The organism is Brevundimonas sp. GW821-FHT09G01 (genome assembly GCF_059416065.1).
Genome location: NZ_JBWKOL010000009.1, coordinates 34,696 through 49,824 on the forward strand (window position 1 = coordinate 34,696; position 15,129 = coordinate 49,824).

The following is a 15,129-nucleotide window of genomic DNA, read 5'->3' on the forward strand; positions in this document are numbered from 1 at the left end:
CTCAGATTTCGCCCAGGGCCGACAGATACAGGTCGAGGATCGCTTCCTCTTCCTGGCGCTTGGCCTTGTCCTGCTTGCGGATGCGGATGACCTTGCGCAGCACCTTGACGTCGTAGCCCTCGCCCTTGGCCTCGGCGAAGACCTCCTTCATGTCGGTCATGACGGCCTGCTTGTCCTCTTCGAGGCGTTCCAGGCGCTCGATGATGGAGCGCAGGCGGCCCTGGGCCGTGGCGGTCAGGACGTCGGGCGACGAATCGAAGGCGGCGTCATCGGCCATGGGGGAACTCCGGAAGAAGGGAACTGGTCCGCGCCCTGCCCGAGGGCGGCGTGGACGATGTTGGATCGGACGCTAACCACGCCCAAGCCGATGGCTCAACACCGGACGCGAAAAAGGCTGCGGACAATGTCCGCAGCCCTGTTCATACCCGGCGCTCAAGCAGCGCGCGACCGCGTCGCGCGCGTTAGCGCAAGAAGGCTGCTTAGCCTTGCTTGGCTTTGAAGCGCGGGTCGGTCTTGTTGATCACATAGACCTTGCCCTTGCGGCGCACGACCTTGCAGTCGCGGTGGCGGGTCTTCAGCGACTTGAGCGAGCTACGGACCTTCATGGTCGTCGTCCTAGGCAAATCAAAACAGAAAAGCCGCGGGCGGACCTGCGGCGGAGCGGTGCGTATAGAGAGGACTCGCCGGAAGGTCAACCGGGAGAGACGCGGTTCCGGCGTCCCCTATGCGGCCAGCTCGCGCGCAAGGGTCCGCATCAGTTCGGCGGCCGGCAGGCTGCGCGCCAGGGGCGCGCCCTGGCCCGCCCATTGGGCGCCGTAGCCGCCTTCCGCCTGCGCCTTGGCGGCGGCGTTCAGCGCCTTCCCGGCGTCATAGGCCACGGGATAGTCCGGAACCTGGACCCCCACCCCTTCGCCCCAGGCCGTGAAGCGATTGCGCAGGCAGCGCGCGGGCCTTCCGGAGACGGCCCTTGTCATCACCGTGTGATGCGCCGCGTCGCTCTGCAGCGCGGCGCGATAGGCGGGGTCCGCCGCGCTCTCCGGGCAGGCGATGAAGGCGGTCCCAAGCTGGGCCGCCACCGCGCCGAGGCTCAAGGCCGCCCGAACGCCCTGCCCGTCCATGATGCCTCCGGCGGCGATCACCGGAAGCCGCCCCTGGCTCACAAGCAACCGGCTCAGCGCCATCGTGCCCAGCTGGGCGTCGTCGCCGTCGGGATCGAACACGCCCCGGTGCCCGCCGGCCTCGAACCCCTGGGCGACGACCGCATCCATCCCCGCCTTCTCCGCCCTGGACGCCTCATCCAGACTGGTCGCGGTCGCGATCAGGCCGCAGCCCGCCGCCTTGAGGGCCCTGACTTTTCCCTCATCCGGCAGGCCGAAGTGGAAGCTGACGACGGCCGGCGCCCGGTCGATCAGCACCGCCAGCATGTCGTCGTCGGCGAAGCTCTGATAGATCGTCGTGAGCGAAGACGGCGGCTCGGCGTCAAAACCCCTGAAAAGGGGCGTCAGGGCCTTCAACCACGCCGCCTCCAGGTCCGCGTCGCGACGCGGGGAGTCGTGGACGAACACATTGACGTTGAAGGCGGCGTCGGTGAGCCGCTGAAGCGCCTGGATCATCTCCGCCGCGCCGGCGGCGTTCGTCGCGCCCACGCTGATGGACCCCAGCCCGCCCGCATCCGAAACGGCGGCCGCCATCTGCGGCGTCGACACTCCGGCCATCGGGGCCTGGATGATCGGGATCTGAAGCGCCAGCCTGTCGAGCAAGGACATACCCCCGACCTAGGTGCGCGCCCTCACGTCCGCAATGGGTGGATTGCGGACCTTTCAGGTGTAGGCTCAATCGTGACCAAGACGCGTGCTGTCAGATTTGTCGCGTTATTCGGAGCTGCGATATGCGCGGTTGCCTATTGCGCATTTGTCTTAGCAGGCCTGAACGGCGGTGGGCCGGACGTGCAAGATTTATGGGAGATTGCGATTTTCGCTCGTGCGCACGTGATCCTCGCGTGGGCTGGGTTTGCCGCGTGCGGTGCATGCGGGTTCCTTTTGCGAGACAGGATCGCGGACAGGCTCATCATCGTAGGTTTGGTGCTTGGGGGGCTGCCCGTCTGCTGGGCGGCTGGCCTTAGGTTTCTCTATTACGATCAACCCCGTGGCATCTTTCCCGGCTTCGAAGATGAAACATGGCGTTGGCTTGTGAACCACATCTACGCCGAGTTCTCGATCGGCATCATGATAGGATTTTTGGGCTTGGCCGCCATCACCCTCGCCTCGAAACGACGACGGAAGCCTGATGTCGGCTAAGGGTCGGGAGCCGACAGTCACCTAAGGAAGTGGCCTCTCGTTGGATCTCAACGAAGGCAAACCGAAGCGTCAACGACAATCAGACCTGCTGACGGATGACTGTCAGGGCTGCTTGTCCTTACGTCGGCTGAGTGCGCTCAGACCGCCAAACAGGACGCCGATGATGATCCACACCACCCAGCTATCACCCTGAAGGAACTTGAAGACGCCTAACGCGAGGAAAAGCGCGCCAATGAGCGGAAAGCCATACTTCTGAAGCTGACCCATCGTTTGTCCCCCTCGACCTTTGCCTGACCTATGCTGCCGCTCCGACGCCGCCAAGGTCAAAACAAACCGGTTTTGCACCGCGTTTCTCCAATCGCGTCGTTACCGGATTCTAAATCGCCTCTTGAGCGTCCGCTATAGGACTTCCGAAGGGTCAGCATCCGCGCTCAAGCAGCGAGCGACCGCGTCGCGAGCGCTAGCGCCACTAAAAACCAGGGCTTCGCCCTGGAGGCCTGGCCTCCGAGTTGAACGGAGGGTCTGCGGAGTTGCACCTCCGCCGCGTAGCCCCTCCGCCACCAGGCCGTATCAGAGGACGACGTTCTCCCTACGCCCGACACGTTCACCATTCCAAAAAGAAAGAGGGTTAATGACGCCGCCGGGCGAACCACACGGCAACGCTTTCGCCATCCAGGCGCTTTATGGCGGGATGGCGACTCGCGCACTTGTTATGAGGCCGCCGCCCCCGGGGACACTAGACTCACCATCATGCGTATCAGCCTTCGCCTTCTCCTGCTCGGAACCGTCGCCGCCTGCGCTCCCATGCTGCCGGAGCCGCCGACGGTCCTGCCGACGCCCGCGCCTGCCCCGGAACGGCCTGCCCCCGCCCCCGCGCAGCCCTCGACGCCCGCGCCGGCGCCCGTCGTCGATCAGGCCGGGTTCGACGGCTGGAAGCAGGGCTTCCTCGCCCGCCACGGCGGCGTGCGCCGCGCCCAGTACGAGCGCGAGCTGGCGGGCTTGACGCCCGATCCGTCCGTCATCCGCCTGGACCGCAACCAGCCCGAGTTCAGCCGCCCCGCCGGCGCCTATGTCCAGAACGCGGTCACCGCCACCCGCATCGCCCAGGCGCGCCAGCGCACCGACCGGGTGCCGTGGGCCGTGGTCCAGCGCTTCGGCGTCCCGTCCGAGATCCTCGTCGGCATCTGGGCCCAGGAATCGGCCTTCGGCCAGGTCCAGGGCGACTATGACGTCATCCGCTCGCTGGCGACCCTGGCCTACGACGGCCGCCGCCGCGACTGGGCCGAGGGCCAGCTGAAGAACGCGCTCGACATCGTCGTCGACGGCAGGCGCGCCCGCGCGGGCCTGAAGGGCAGCTGGGCCGGCGCCATGGGCCAGACCCAGTTCATGCCGGACAACTACCTCAGCCTCGGCGTCGATCAGGATCAGGACGGCATCGTCGACATCTGGGGCGACGACGCCGACGCCCTGGCCTCGGCCGCCAACCTGCTGGCCCAGGGCGGCTGGAAGCGCGGCCAGACCTGGGGCTACGAGGTCACCCTGCCCGCCGGCTTCGACTACGCCGAGGCCGAGGGTCCGCGCCACAGCTGGCGGCAATGGGCGGCCAAGGGCGTCACCCTGGCCGGCGGCGGCCAGCCCAATGACTCGGAGGCGCTGGAAGAGGCGGCCATCCTGCTGCCCCAGGGCGCGCGCGGCCCGGCCTTCCTGGCCCTGCCGAACCACTACGTCATTCGCCGCTACAACAACTCGGTCAGCTACGCCCTGGCCATCGGCCTGACCGCCGACGGCGTCCAGGGCAAGCCGGGGCTGGTCAAGGCCTGGCCGACCGACGCCCCCCTGTCGCGCGACCAGCGGATCGGCGCCCAGCGGGCCCTGACGGCGCTGGGCTTCGACACCCAGGGCGTCGACGGCGTCATCGGCGCCAACACCCGCGCCGCCCTGCGCCGCTGGCAGATCGCCAACAACCGCCTCGCCGACGGCTATCTGACCGCCGACCTGGCCGATGAGCTGATCCGCAGGGGCGGGTAGCCGCACCCGCGCGTCTTTCGCGGCTTAGTCTGTTGATCACGCTCGATAATGTGGCCCTGAACCCGCGCCCGCGCCGCACCGGGTTAAACTAGCCCCCCGCCCCCGGTGGCGCAGATATCGTACTTTATGTTTGAGCCGACTTTGAAAACGCGCCGCCGAGCCGGAACCCAAACATGATCGTTGTTTACCCGCCCGGCCTTCGCTAGGCGTTTTCAAACGCTACGCAGGAGCCGCCATGTCCCGGTTTGAAGGCACGTCGAACTATATCGCGACCGACGACCTCAAGATCGCGGTCAACGCCGCCGTCGCCCTGGAGCGTCCCCTGCTGATCAAGGGCGAGCCGGGCACCGGCAAGACCGTGCTGGCCTATGAGATGGCGCGGGCCCTGAACGCCCCTCTCATCACCTGGCACATCAAGTCCACGACCAAGGCCCACAACGGCCTGTACGAGTACGACGCCGTCAGCCGCCTGCGGGACAGCCAGCTGGGCGACGAACGCGTCCACGAGGTCCGCAACTATCTGAAGAAGGGCAAGCTGTGGGAGGCCTTCACCTCTCCCGTCCGCCCCGTCCTGCTGATCGACGAGATCGACAAGGCCGACATCGAGTTCCCCAACGACCTGCTCCAGGAACTCGACCGCATGGAGTTCTACGTCCAGGAAATCGACGAGACGATCCGCGCCGAGATCCGCCCGGTCGTGGTCATCACCTCGAACAACGAGAAGGAGCTGCCGGACGCCTTCCTGCGCCGCTGCTTCTTCCACTATATCCGCTTCCCCGACGCCGAGACGATGAAGGACATCGTCGAGGTCCACTTCCCCGGCATCAAGGGCCGGCTGGTGTCCGAAGCGCTCAAGACCTTCTACGAAATCCGCGACACGCCGGGCCTGAAGAAGAAGCCCTCGACCTCCGAACTACTGGACTGGCTCAAGCTGCTGCTGGTCGAGGACATCGACGCCGAGACCCTGCGCGAGAAGACGCCCAACAAGCTGATCCCGCCGTTGCACGGCGCCCTGCTAAAGAACGAGCAGGACGTGCATCTGTTCGAGCGCCTGGCCTTCCTCAACCGCCGCGAGGGCGGCCGTCCCGGCGCCTGACGGCAAGGGTGACGCGGCGCGCAAATAGAGGCAGTCTGATTGGCGATGGGTCCGGGGGGACACAATGATCAGCTCTACGGATGCGAGGCCGCATCACGCCCTTGCGGGCGATCCGCCACACGTGCGGACAGGTTTCGTCACGCCGGTTACCGCGATTTCACTGGATTCAGCCCCCGCGACGCGCAGGATGTCAGTGACTTGAGGATCAGGATCATGCCGCTCCGCCCCTTCCTTCTGCCCACCGTCTGCGCCCTGGCCGCGCTGACCGCCGCTTGCGACGGCGACCGCTCGGTGCACATCTCCTCGACCACGACGGACGACAGCGACGCCAAGGGCGTGCTGAAGGTCGTCGAGACCCTGCAATGCCCGCAGACCATGGGTTCGCTGACCCGCAAGGGCTCGGCGTCCAATGAGGGAACCGTCTGCACCTACGTGGGGCCCAAGGGGGCCGAGGTGACGCTCCAGCTGGTCCCGCTCGGCGACCGCACCCCGCCCCAGGTTCTCAAGACCTTCGAGGAACGCCTGTCGTCCGACATGCCCCAGGCCGTCGCGGGTCTGCGGGCCGGCGCCGACGCCGCCGCCCGGACCGAGGCCGTCGCGGCCCGGAGCGAGGCCAACGCCGCCCGAGCCCAGGCCGAGGCCGCCCGCGCCGAGGCCCGCGCCGAGGCCGCGGCCGACGTGGCCGTCCAGGCCAACGGCGACGACGCCGACATCCGCCTGCCCGGCATGCACATCGAGACCAAGGGCGATCAGGCCTCCGTCCGCATCGGCGGCATCCACATCGACGCCAACGACGACTCGGGCACGGTCGATATCGAAGGCGGCGAGAACGGCGACAGCGTCAGCGTCCGCGCCCAGAACGACAGCGCCGAGGTCCGCGCCATGGCCGCGGGTGACGCCACCCGCGCCAGCTGGATCCTGACCGACAACCGGCCCTCCGCCGGGGGCTGGCGTCTGGTCGGCTACGAGGCGCGCGGCCCCGTCGGCGGCCCGCTGGTGGTGGCCACGGTCCGCTCGCGCGACCGCAACCGCGGCCGGGTGTTCGAGGACGCCAAAGACCTGGTGGCGCTCAACGCCGGGGAATAGCCCCGCCGCTCAGGCTCCGCCTCGGACCGTGCACGGAATCCGGGGCGCCGATTCCGCTCCGGCCTTGATCACGCGGGCTCTATGGGCCACCACGTCCAGCCAATCGAACTGGATCACGCCTTGGCTTCCGCACCTCGACCTTCGTCAAAAGCGCCCCGCGCATGGCAGCGCATGCTGTCGGGCCGCCGCCTCGACCTGCTGGACCCGTCGCCGTTCGACATCGAGATCGAGGACATCGCCCACGGCCTGGCCCGGGTGGCCCGCTGGAACGGCCAGACCATCGGCGAGCACGCCTTCTCGGTCGCCCAGCACTCCTGCGTCGTCGAAGAGATCGCCGCCCACATCAAGCCGGGGCTCGAGCCGAAATGGCGCCTCGCCGCCCTGCTGCACGACGCCTCCGAGTATGTGATCGGCGACATGATCTCGCCGTTCAAGGCGGCGCTGGGCGTGAACTACAAGGCCTTCGAGGCCCGGCTGGAAAGCGCCATTCACGTCCGCTTCGGCCTGCCGCCCAAGAACCCGGTGGCCATCAAGACCCTGATCAAGAAGGCCGACCGCGCCTGCGCCTACTTCGAGGCGACCCAGCTGGCGGGCTTCAACAAGGCCGAGTCCCTGACCATCTTCGGCGCGCCGCCGGCCGGCTATGACCTGCTCATCGAGCCCCTGCCCGCCCCGGTGGCCCAGCAGCGCTATCTGGAGCGCTACCGGGTGCTGGCCGAGGCGGTGGGCCTGATCTCCGCCCCCGACGCCTGGCATACCGAATAGCCATGGCCGAACAGGGGGTCCGCATCGGCCTGTCGGCCGTGGTCATCGCGCTGAGGGACGGCAAGGCCTGCGTCCTGACCACGACCGGCGACGACGGTTCGGCGGCCCTGCCCTTCGGCCCCTTCGACCCGACCCGCGACCGCACCTTCGAACTGGCCCTGCGCGCCTTCGTGACGGCGCAGACCGGGTTCCGCCTCGGTTTCGTCGAACAGCTCTACACCTTCGGCGACCTGGGCCGGGCCAGTCCCCGCGCCACCCCCGGACCGGAGCACCACCGCGAGGTCTCGGTCGGCTATCTGGCCCTGACGGCCGACGCCGCCGACGCCCCAGCGGCCGAGGCCCGCTGGACCCCCGTGCTGGACTTCTTCCCCTGGGAGGACCGCCGTGACGGCGCCGCCTCGTGCCAGGCCGCCCTGATCGAGGGCCTGCGCGACTGGACCGCCGGCGACAGCCGCCGCGCCGCCCGGATCGACGCCCTGTTCGCCGCCGCCCCCGGCCAGCGCTGGAACGAGGGCCGGGTGCTGGAACGCTATGAGCTGCTCTACGAGGCCGGACTGGTCGACGAAGCGGCGCGCGACCTCGACAAGGCTCCGCCCGCCGCCGCGCCGGGCCGCCCCATGGTCTCGGACCACCGCCGGATCCTGGCCACCGGGCTGGGCCGCCTGCGCAGCAAGCTGAAGTACCGTCCGGTGCTGTTCGATCTCATGCCCGAGACCTTCACCCTGTCCGGCCTGCAGGCCGCCGCCGAGGCCGTGGCAGGCCTGTCCCTGCACAAGCAGAACTTCCGCCGGGGCGTCGAGCGCACCGGCCTGGTCGAGGCCACGGGCCGTCTGTCGGCGGCCACCGGCGGCCGCCCGGCCGAGCTTTTCCGCGTCGCCGACGGCGACCCGTCGACCGGCGAAGCCCTGGGCCTCCCCCTTCCGGCCCTACGCTGACGATTTTCGTCATTTCCCTGCTTGCGGCGCAGGGGCTCCCCGATTAGAGAAGCCGCTCGCTCGACCAAAGCGTTTCGGCCCCGCGGAGAGGTGGCAGAGTGGTCGAATGTACCGCACTCGAAATGCGGCGTGCCTTTACGGGTACCGTGGGTTCGAATCCCACCCTCTCCGCCACCGGCCTTCTGCAGTGAAATCAATAAGCTGAAGGCCATTTGGCCAAGGCTGATCGCTCAGGAGCGAAATTCGATCCGGCAACCGGGTTGAACGCCCCGACCGGCGAGCGGTGCACCCGCGGATCCGGTTCGGCCAGGGCGCAGGCCTGGCCCTGCGGCTCGACCGCGCGACCTCGCCCTCGCGGAAGTCGAAGTCCGTCAGCTGGACGCCTCGACGGCGGGGCCGCCGGCCCGCTGCCCGGGACTACTTCGAAAATCTGAGGGTGACGCCCACCGTTCGCGGACGCAGCGGCGTGGTGGCCAGGGCCTCGGGCAGGCGGAACGGGTCGCCGAACGAGAAGGTGTTGGCCGTGGTGTTGAAGGGGTTGTCGACGAACGCCATGATCGCCCAGTTGTCCGCTTCCAGACCGGTCGACATGCGGCCGTTCAGATAGTTTCCCATCCGGTAGCGGCGCTCGGCGTCGAACGTCAGCCGCGAGGGGCCGACATAGGCCAGGCTGGCGTCCACGAAGGCGGTCAGCCCTCCCCCGACGGGACGCCGCCACGAGACGTTGATGTTGGCCGACGCCGAGGGAACGCCGGGCAGGCCCGCATCCCCCCGCGAGTTGAAGTTCGCGTTGGGCCGGGTGATCCGCGGATCGGCGAGCAGGGCGTTGGCGCGGATCTCGATCTCGTCGTTCGGCCGCCAGTTGGCCTCGATCTCGATCCCCCGGTTGGCGCCGTCGCCCACATTGACGGCATAGGCCAGGCCGCTGGGGAGGAACTGGTCGCTCTGGATGTTCTGCCAGTCGGCCGCGAAGACGGCGACGCGCGCCTGAACCTGCCCATCCCAGAGCAGAGCCTTGCCCCCGATCTCGTAGTTCCACAGCGTGTCGCCGGAGTATTCCCGCATGGGATTGCCCGGGCCGCCGTTGAAGTTCTGCCAGAGCGGCCCCCCCGTGTTGAACCCGCCCGTCCTGTGGCCCTGACTGACCAGGGCGTAGAGGCTCAGCTGATCGTCAGGGCGGTAGTCGAGTCCCAGCTTGGGCGAAAAGCCCCAGGTGCTGCGGCTGCCCTCGAACTGTCGTTGCCCGAACCTCTGGGTCACATCGGAATGCGTGTCGTAGTCGAAGCCGTAGAGCCGCCCCCCCGCCGTCAGGGTCACGGTCGGGGTCAGGGCGTATGAGACTTCGCCGAACGCCGCCGCCTCGCGGAGCTCATCATTGCGCACTTCATTATAGACGTCAGCGGGCGTGGGCCGCAGGGCCGCAAGCAGGGTCTCGGACCGCGTCTCGCCTGACGAGAAGAAGGCGCCCGCCAGCCATTCGATCGTGTCGGACGGCGGCGACCGGAACGTCAGCTCCCCCACCACCAGATTGATGGACTTCGCCTCGTCCAGGGCACCTGTCCGCGCCAGGGAGCCGAACAGCAAAAGCGCGGTCGAGGCGTCGTAGCGGCTGAGGAAGCGGTGATCGAGATAGGCGATTGATCCATCGACCCGCCCCCAGTCGCCCCGGCCTTCGACACTGACGTAGGCCTGGTTGAAATCGTTCGTATGGGGTTCCCGCACCAGGTTGGCGCGCTTCAGCCCGCCCAGGGTGCGGTAGACGTAGTGGGTGTCCTCGGTGTCGATCGACTGATGGACGATTCCCGCGGTCGTGCTCCAGTCGGGAGCGAGGCGCACGCTGGCCGCCAGCCGTCCACCCCGCCGCGATGAGGCGTTGACCCGACGCAGGCTCAGGCTGACATCGTCGATATAGCCGTCGAAGGACTCTTCGTACGCCAGCCCGCGAATGGCGCCCCGCTCGCCCGGCAACGGCACGTTCACGACGGCGGAATACTCGGTGTTGGCGCCGCCGCCGGCCGTGACGGATCGGGTCCCGGACACATCCACGGCATAGGCCAGCGGATCCGGCGACCGGGTGACGATGCGGACCACGCCGCCGATCGGACCCGTGCCGTACAGCGCGCCCTGCGGCCCGCGCAGCACCTCGACCCGGTCAAGGTCGATCAGCTTGAGGTCCGGATCCGGGGCGCTGTAGGTGATGGGAACAAGGTTGAGGTACAGCCCCACCGTTGATTGGGTCAGCCCCGTGAAGGCGCCGTCGGACATGCCTCGCAGCAGGATCTTGTTGCGGCCCGAGCCCAGGTTGGTGACCGTCATTCCCGCGATCAGATTGCTCAGATCGTGGGCGTTGGCCGCTCCGGCGAAATTGATCTGCTCGCCGGACACCGCCGTGACCGGAGTGGCGGCGTGCTGGGGCGATTCCGGCCGGCGCTCGGCGGTGACGATGACGTCGCTGAGTTCCGAGGCGGTCTCCAGCAGCGGCGCCGGCGTGAGCGGAGGAAGCCGGGGGAGCCGCGGCGGCGGGGCGACCACGGCGCGGGTCCGCCCGGCGCGGCGGATGATGATCGCCCCGCTCCCGCTGGCCGACCATGTGCAGCCCGAGCCGGCGAGCACCCGGGTCAGGGCGGCGTCCAGCCCCATGGTTCCGTTCAGGGCGGGAGCGACGCCGCGGCAGGCCGACAGATCGCCGCCCAGGGAAACGCGGGCCTGAAGCGCCAGCTCCAGAAGGGCGTTCTCGACCCGCTGCGAGGGGATGTGAAGGTTCAACCGCCGGTCAGGCGTCGCCTCGGCGGGCCGGGCCACGCCGAGTGCGGCTATAGTCAGGATAAGGCCGAGGCCGACGAAGCCAAATCGCCCCGTACTGCCGCCTGCAGAAGGATCAGCGCGAGTCACGCCCAGTCAAATCCACCCCGTCGGCGGATCGGACGACCTCGACCGGAGCCAGCTCCTTGAGCTGTTCCAGCATGACCGCCTCATCCGCCACCCGCAGAACTCCGGTAAACCGAAGATTCTGCGCTGAAACCGATAGGTTAACCGGTTTGTCGAGGTAGCGCGACAGGTCGTCTCCGACCTCCGCGAGAGAGGCGTTGCGATAGACCAGAACGCCACTGCGCCAGGTCGAAGCGCTGGCGGGATCGACGCGGCTGAGGACGGCCGGCTGGCGGCCGAGCTGATCAACCCTCTGACCCGCCGTCAGCCGCATGGCCTCCTTGCCGCTGGCCGGCGTCACCGCGACCACGCCACGTTCGACGCTCACGGAGAAACGTCCGTCGTGGTTGACCACGTTGAACGCCGTTCCGAGGACCTGAACGCTGTGGTCGCTGGCGGTGATCACGAAGGGGCGCGAGGCGTTGTGTGCGACATCGAACGCCGCCTCGCCGTCGGAAAGGACGACTTCGCGTCGTCCCCGCTCCATGCGCACGCTCAGATCGGAGTGGCGGTTCATGTGAATGACCGAGCCGTCCGACAGCTCGACCGTGCGCGGCGCCGATTCCGTCCGGTAGATCTCGGTGGGGGCGTCGAACAGCGGCCACACACCGACGGCCAGAGCCAAAGCCGCGGCCATGCCGACCGCCGGGTAGAGCCAGCCGGGCCGCGACCGGCGCGGACGCGGAAGGTCGTCGTTCGCCGGCAGGGCCGAGCGGGGAACCTCGTCCAGCGCGATCCAGAGGGCTTCCACACGGTCGTAGGCGTCGCGATGGGCGGGCTCCGCCTCGATCCAGTCCTGGAAGGCGAGCCATTCCGCCTCGGACGCGTCCGGACCGTTCAGGCGCACGAACCAGCCCCGGGCCGTCTCCTCGATATCGGTATGGATATTCATCTGTACGACTGTCGACCTTCAGCCACGGCGAGCGGCTCTCTGAGGGTAGACGTCGCTGCCGCGGCGCCACCTCCGAGGAAAATCACGCCAAACGCGAAAAATGCGCCCGTCACCGCGGCGCCCTCGCGGCCAGGATCTTCAGCGCGTCCATCATATGCTTCTCGACTGAACTGCGGGAGATCCCGAGGCGGGTCGCCACCTCAGCGTAGCTGAGACCGTCGAATTTGTGCATCCGAAAGATCGTGGCCGTCTTGCGGGGCAGCGTCTCCAGCGCCGCGATCAGCGCCGCCAGCCGTTCACGGCTCGCCACCACGGCCTCGGCGGACGGGGCGTCGTCGATGTCCTCGAACGCGCCGACGACGTGAGAGGCCAGACGCCAGGCCCCGTCACGGGCCGCTCCCCTCAGCGCCGAACGCCGCCGGTCCAGCAGCAGGTTGGACGCCAGCCGGTACAGGAAGGCGCGCGCATCCCGGATCTCGACCTCGGGACTGACCGCGGACACCTTGAGATAGAGGTCCTGCAGCAGATCCTCGACATCGGGCGCGCCGCCCAGGCGCGCGCGCAGGAACCGCGCAAGCGCGTCCCGCTGCTCGAAATAGACGTCGGTCAAAGGATGCGCGGTCGGCGCGGTCAAAAGAGTGCGGCCCTCTCGTCGGTTCAGAACACCCGACGCCGTCGGATGGACGCCGCCTTCTCCAGACAACGCCGTTTCATGCCGCGCAGTTTCTTTTGAGGCAAGCCGCCCAGGGCGCCGTCTTACCCATCGAGGGCATGTGAGCCCCTTTTGACATGCCCTCCTGTCGTCCGGACCCGGCTTGCTGGCCGGGTCCGGACGACCCCCCTGAGAGTGACGACGCGATGCAGACCCCGGCGCGCAAGACGATCCGTCCCGGACAGCCCTTCGAGGCTCCGAAACGTCCGCCGTCCGACGCAACCGTGCGGCCCCTTTGACCCGCGAAGCTCCGGAACGCTCAGATGTTTGACCTCTGGCGCTCGGGTTATATCCGAAGCCCCCTTTCCCACGCGCTCGAACCCGGCGGACTGGACCCGGCGAAAGTGGTCTGGCTGCCCGCGGGCGACCGTTCCTTCCAGTTCGTGGCCGACCCCTTCGGCATCGAGCGCGACGGGGTCGTCACCGTGTTCGTCGAGGCGTTCGACTATCGGGTTCGCCGCGGCGAGATCCACTATTTCCAGTACGACCGGAACGATGTCCTGATCGATAAGGGCGTGGCGCTGGCCGAACCGTTCCACCTCTCCTACCCCAGCCTGATCGAGGACGGCGGCGAGCTCTACATGCTGCCCGAGGGGTACAAGAGCGGCGTCCTGACCCTCTATCGATGCGTCCGTTTTCCCGACCGGTGGGAACCCGTTCAGACCCTTCTCGATGTCCCCGCGATCGACGCCACCGTCGTTCGGTCCGGTGCGCGCTGGTGGATGTTCTACGCCCTGCCCGGACCGGATGACCGCGCCATGCGGGAACTGCATGTCGCCTGGGCCGACCGGCTGAAAGGCCCCTGGACGGCCCATGCCGGCAATCCGGTGCGGACCGGCGCGGCGGACTCCCGTCCCGGCGGCTCGGCGTTCGAGCGCGAGGGCGTCCTTCACCTGCCGGTCCAGGACTGCTCCGGCGCCTACGGCTCCCGGATCCGGCTGCTGCGGATCGACAGCCTCGGACCGGACCGGTTCGAGGCGACCGAAGTCCGCCGGTTCGAGCCGGACGGATTTCTCGACGGCTTCAGCGACGGCCTTCACACCCTTTCAGGAACCGGCGGCATGACCTTCATCGACGTCAAGAGCGTCAATCGTTCCCCGCTCGAGCGCTATATCCGCGCCCAGTACAAGCTGCGCCGACTGTTCCGACTGAACGGTCCGCGCTCGCAGCGCGCCAAGGCGGCCTGAGATGCGCATCGCCGTTGTCATGCCCCGTGGCTGCCTGATGGAGCGGGGCCATACCAACTCCATGGAGACGGTCGCCCTGACGCTGAACCTGCGCAGCCGGTTCGAGGACGATATCCGGATCATCTGCGACGCAGGGGCCGCCGATCCGGCGATGCCCGGCCTGATGACCATTCCCGGCGGGCTGAGCAAGGCGGAACGCCGCAAGGTCGTCGCCGGCGTGTTGCGGGACCTGGCGCCCGACATCGTCGAGTATCACCAGCAGCTCGGGCCGGCCGCGGAGCTGGCCCGCCTCCTGCCCGGTCCGATGCACGTCCTGTATCGCCACACACGCATCAAGCCGCCGAGCAATCCAATCGAGCGGTTCCGCTACCGCCGCCGGCTGCAGGCCTTCAACCACCTCGTGTTCGTCAGCGAGGCGGCCTGCGCCGAGTTCCGGAGCGACTATCCCCGGTTCAAGGGAGCGATTTCGGCGGTCTGCAATCCGATCGACATCGAAGCCTGGCGCGGCGATGTCGCGGCGCGCGAGCCGCTGATCCTGTTTTCGGGTCGCGCCCTGCCCGAGAAGGGGCTCGACGCCTTCTGCGAGGCGCTGGCGACTGTTCTGGACGGGAACCCGACATGGCGCGGCGCCCTGATGCTCGGCGAATGGGAGCGGAACCAGGCCTGGGCCGAACCGCACGTTCGCGCCCTCGAGCGGTTCGGCGACCGGGTCGAACTCCACAAGTCCGCATCTATGGCGAAGGTCATCGAGGTGTCGCGTCGCGCCGCCATCGCCGTGACCCCGTCACGGGTCGCCGAAGCGCTGGGCCTGACGGCGCTGGAAGCCCACGCCGCCGGCGCGGCGCTGGTGTCCTCCGGACGCGGCGGCCTGAGGGAGGCGAGCGGGGTTCACGCCCTGTACGTCGACCCGCCGGAAGCGCCAGGGCTCGCGGACGCCATCACCCGCCTGGTCACCGACGACAAGCTGCGCCGGAGAATGGCCTCGGCGGGCCAGACGCATGTCATGGCGATCCACAATCCCGTGGTGCGGGCTCAACAGCTCGACGACCTGCGCCAACGTATCGCTGATGAAGGTCGCGTCCGCTCTGGCCATCATCCGTCACGCCTGCGCATGATCGGCCAATCTTCCGGATCCCCCGTGATTGACCGAGGCCTGCCATGGGCGGACGCACCTTTCTGACAACTCTTCTCTTCGGCAAGGAG

The 15,129-nt window shown here is 68.2% G+C and carries 15 protein-coding genes and 1 tRNA gene; 9 read left to right on the plus strand and 7 right to left on the minus strand.

Annotated features, from left to right (window positions below):
- Position 1 precedes the first annotated feature (1 nt).
- The 3 genes from gapR to AC07NB_RS15405 form a co-directional block, all read right to left on the minus strand.
- Positions 2–277, minus strand: coding sequence for a nucleoid-associated protein GapR (gene gapR / locus AC07NB_RS15395; protein WP_291839000.1), 276 nt, complete (start codon positions 275–277; stop codon positions 2–4).
- 202 nt (positions 278–479) lie between these two features.
- Positions 480–605 carry a type B 50S ribosomal protein L36 gene (gene ykgO, locus AC07NB_RS15400; RefSeq protein ID WP_045655953.1) on the minus strand — a complete coding sequence of 42 codons (126 nt, stop codon included), beginning with the start codon at positions 603–605 and terminating at the stop codon, positions 480–482.
- A 117-nt stretch (positions 606–722) separates the two neighbouring features.
- The gene (locus AC07NB_RS15405) at positions 723–1,766 is read right to left on the minus strand and encodes an NAD(P)H-dependent flavin oxidoreductase (protein ID WP_494572111.1); all 1,044 of its coding nucleotides are present in this window, start codon (positions 1,764–1,766) and stop codon (positions 723–725) included.
- Positions 1,767–1,838: 72 nt separating this feature from the next.
- Here AC07NB_RS15405 and AC07NB_RS15410 point away from each other — a divergent pair, with 72 nt between their 5' ends.
- On the plus strand, positions 1,839–2,297 hold the full coding sequence (locus AC07NB_RS15410) for a Loki-CTERM sorting domain-containing protein (protein ID WP_291839016.1): 459 nt from the start codon (positions 1,839–1,841) through the stop codon (positions 2,295–2,297).
- A gap of 102 nt (positions 2,298–2,399) precedes the next feature.
- Here AC07NB_RS15410 and AC07NB_RS15415 read toward each other — a convergent pair whose 3' ends face one another.
- Entirely contained in the window at positions 2,400–2,564 is a 165-nt protein-coding gene (locus AC07NB_RS15415) for a hypothetical protein (protein WP_291839019.1), read from the minus strand.
- Between the two features lie 483 nt (positions 2,565–3,047).
- Between AC07NB_RS15415 and AC07NB_RS15420 the strand changes: the two genes are divergently transcribed.
- The 6 genes from AC07NB_RS15420 to AC07NB_RS15445 all read left to right on the plus strand — a co-directional run bounded on the left by AC07NB_RS15420 (position 3,048) and on the right by AC07NB_RS15445 (position 8,381).
- Complete coding sequence (locus tag AC07NB_RS15420; RefSeq protein WP_494572110.1) at positions 3,048–4,325, plus strand: lytic murein transglycosylase; 1,278 nt, start codon at positions 3,048–3,050, stop codon at positions 4,323–4,325.
- A 235-nt stretch (positions 4,326–4,560) separates the two neighbouring features.
- Positions 4,561–5,421, plus strand: a complete 861-nt coding sequence (locus AC07NB_RS15425; protein WP_492312681.1) for an AAA family ATPase — start codon at positions 4,561–4,563, stop codon at positions 5,419–5,421.
- Between the two features lie 213 nt (positions 5,422–5,634).
- On the plus strand, positions 5,635–6,507 hold the full coding sequence (locus AC07NB_RS15430) for a methyltransferase type 11 (protein WP_494572109.1): 873 nt from the start codon (positions 5,635–5,637) through the stop codon (positions 6,505–6,507).
- A gap of 171 nt (positions 6,508–6,678) precedes the next feature.
- Positions 6,679–7,272, plus strand: coding sequence for a YfbR-like 5'-deoxynucleotidase (locus AC07NB_RS15435; protein ID WP_291833264.1), 594 nt, complete (start codon positions 6,679–6,681; stop codon positions 7,270–7,272).
- Positions 7,273–7,274: 2 nt separating this feature from the next.
- Positions 7,275–8,207, plus strand: a complete 933-nt coding sequence (locus tag AC07NB_RS15440) for an NUDIX hydrolase (protein ID WP_494572108.1) — start codon at positions 7,275–7,277, stop codon at positions 8,205–8,207.
- A gap of 84 nt (positions 8,208–8,291) precedes the next feature.
- A tRNA-Ser gene (locus AC07NB_RS15445) sits at positions 8,292–8,381 on the plus strand.
- A gap of 243 nt (positions 8,382–8,624) precedes the next feature.
- Here the strand turns inward: AC07NB_RS15445 and AC07NB_RS15450 are convergent.
- From AC07NB_RS15450 to AC07NB_RS15460, 3 genes are all read right to left on the minus strand, one after another.
- Positions 8,625–10,973 (minus strand): TonB-dependent receptor, encoded by a 2,349-nt coding sequence (locus AC07NB_RS15450; protein WP_494572107.1) that lies wholly within the window; start codon positions 10,971–10,973, stop codon positions 8,625–8,627.
- Positions 10,974–11,085: 112 nt separating this feature from the next.
- Positions 11,086–12,027, minus strand: a complete 942-nt coding sequence (locus AC07NB_RS15455; protein WP_291833256.1) for a FecR family protein — start codon at positions 12,025–12,027, stop codon at positions 11,086–11,088.
- Between the two features lie 109 nt (positions 12,028–12,136).
- The gene (locus AC07NB_RS15460) at positions 12,137–12,637 is read right to left on the minus strand and encodes an RNA polymerase sigma factor (RefSeq protein ID WP_291833253.1); all 501 of its coding nucleotides are present in this window, start codon (positions 12,635–12,637) and stop codon (positions 12,137–12,139) included.
- Between the two features lie 365 nt (positions 12,638–13,002).
- On the opposite strand from AC07NB_RS15460, the gene AC07NB_RS15465 reads away from it, so the two are divergent.
- A complete protein-coding gene (locus AC07NB_RS15465; RefSeq protein WP_494572106.1) occupies positions 13,003–13,926 on the plus strand; it encodes a glucosamine inositolphosphorylceramide transferase family protein in 924 nt (307 codons plus the stop codon).
- Position 13,927: 1 nt separating this feature from the next.
- Positions 13,928–15,106 carry a glycosyltransferase family 4 protein gene (locus AC07NB_RS15470; protein ID WP_494572105.1) on the plus strand — a complete coding sequence of 393 codons (1,179 nt, stop codon included), beginning with the start codon at positions 13,928–13,930 and terminating at the stop codon, positions 15,104–15,106.
- Positions 15,107–15,129: the final 23 nt, after the last annotated feature.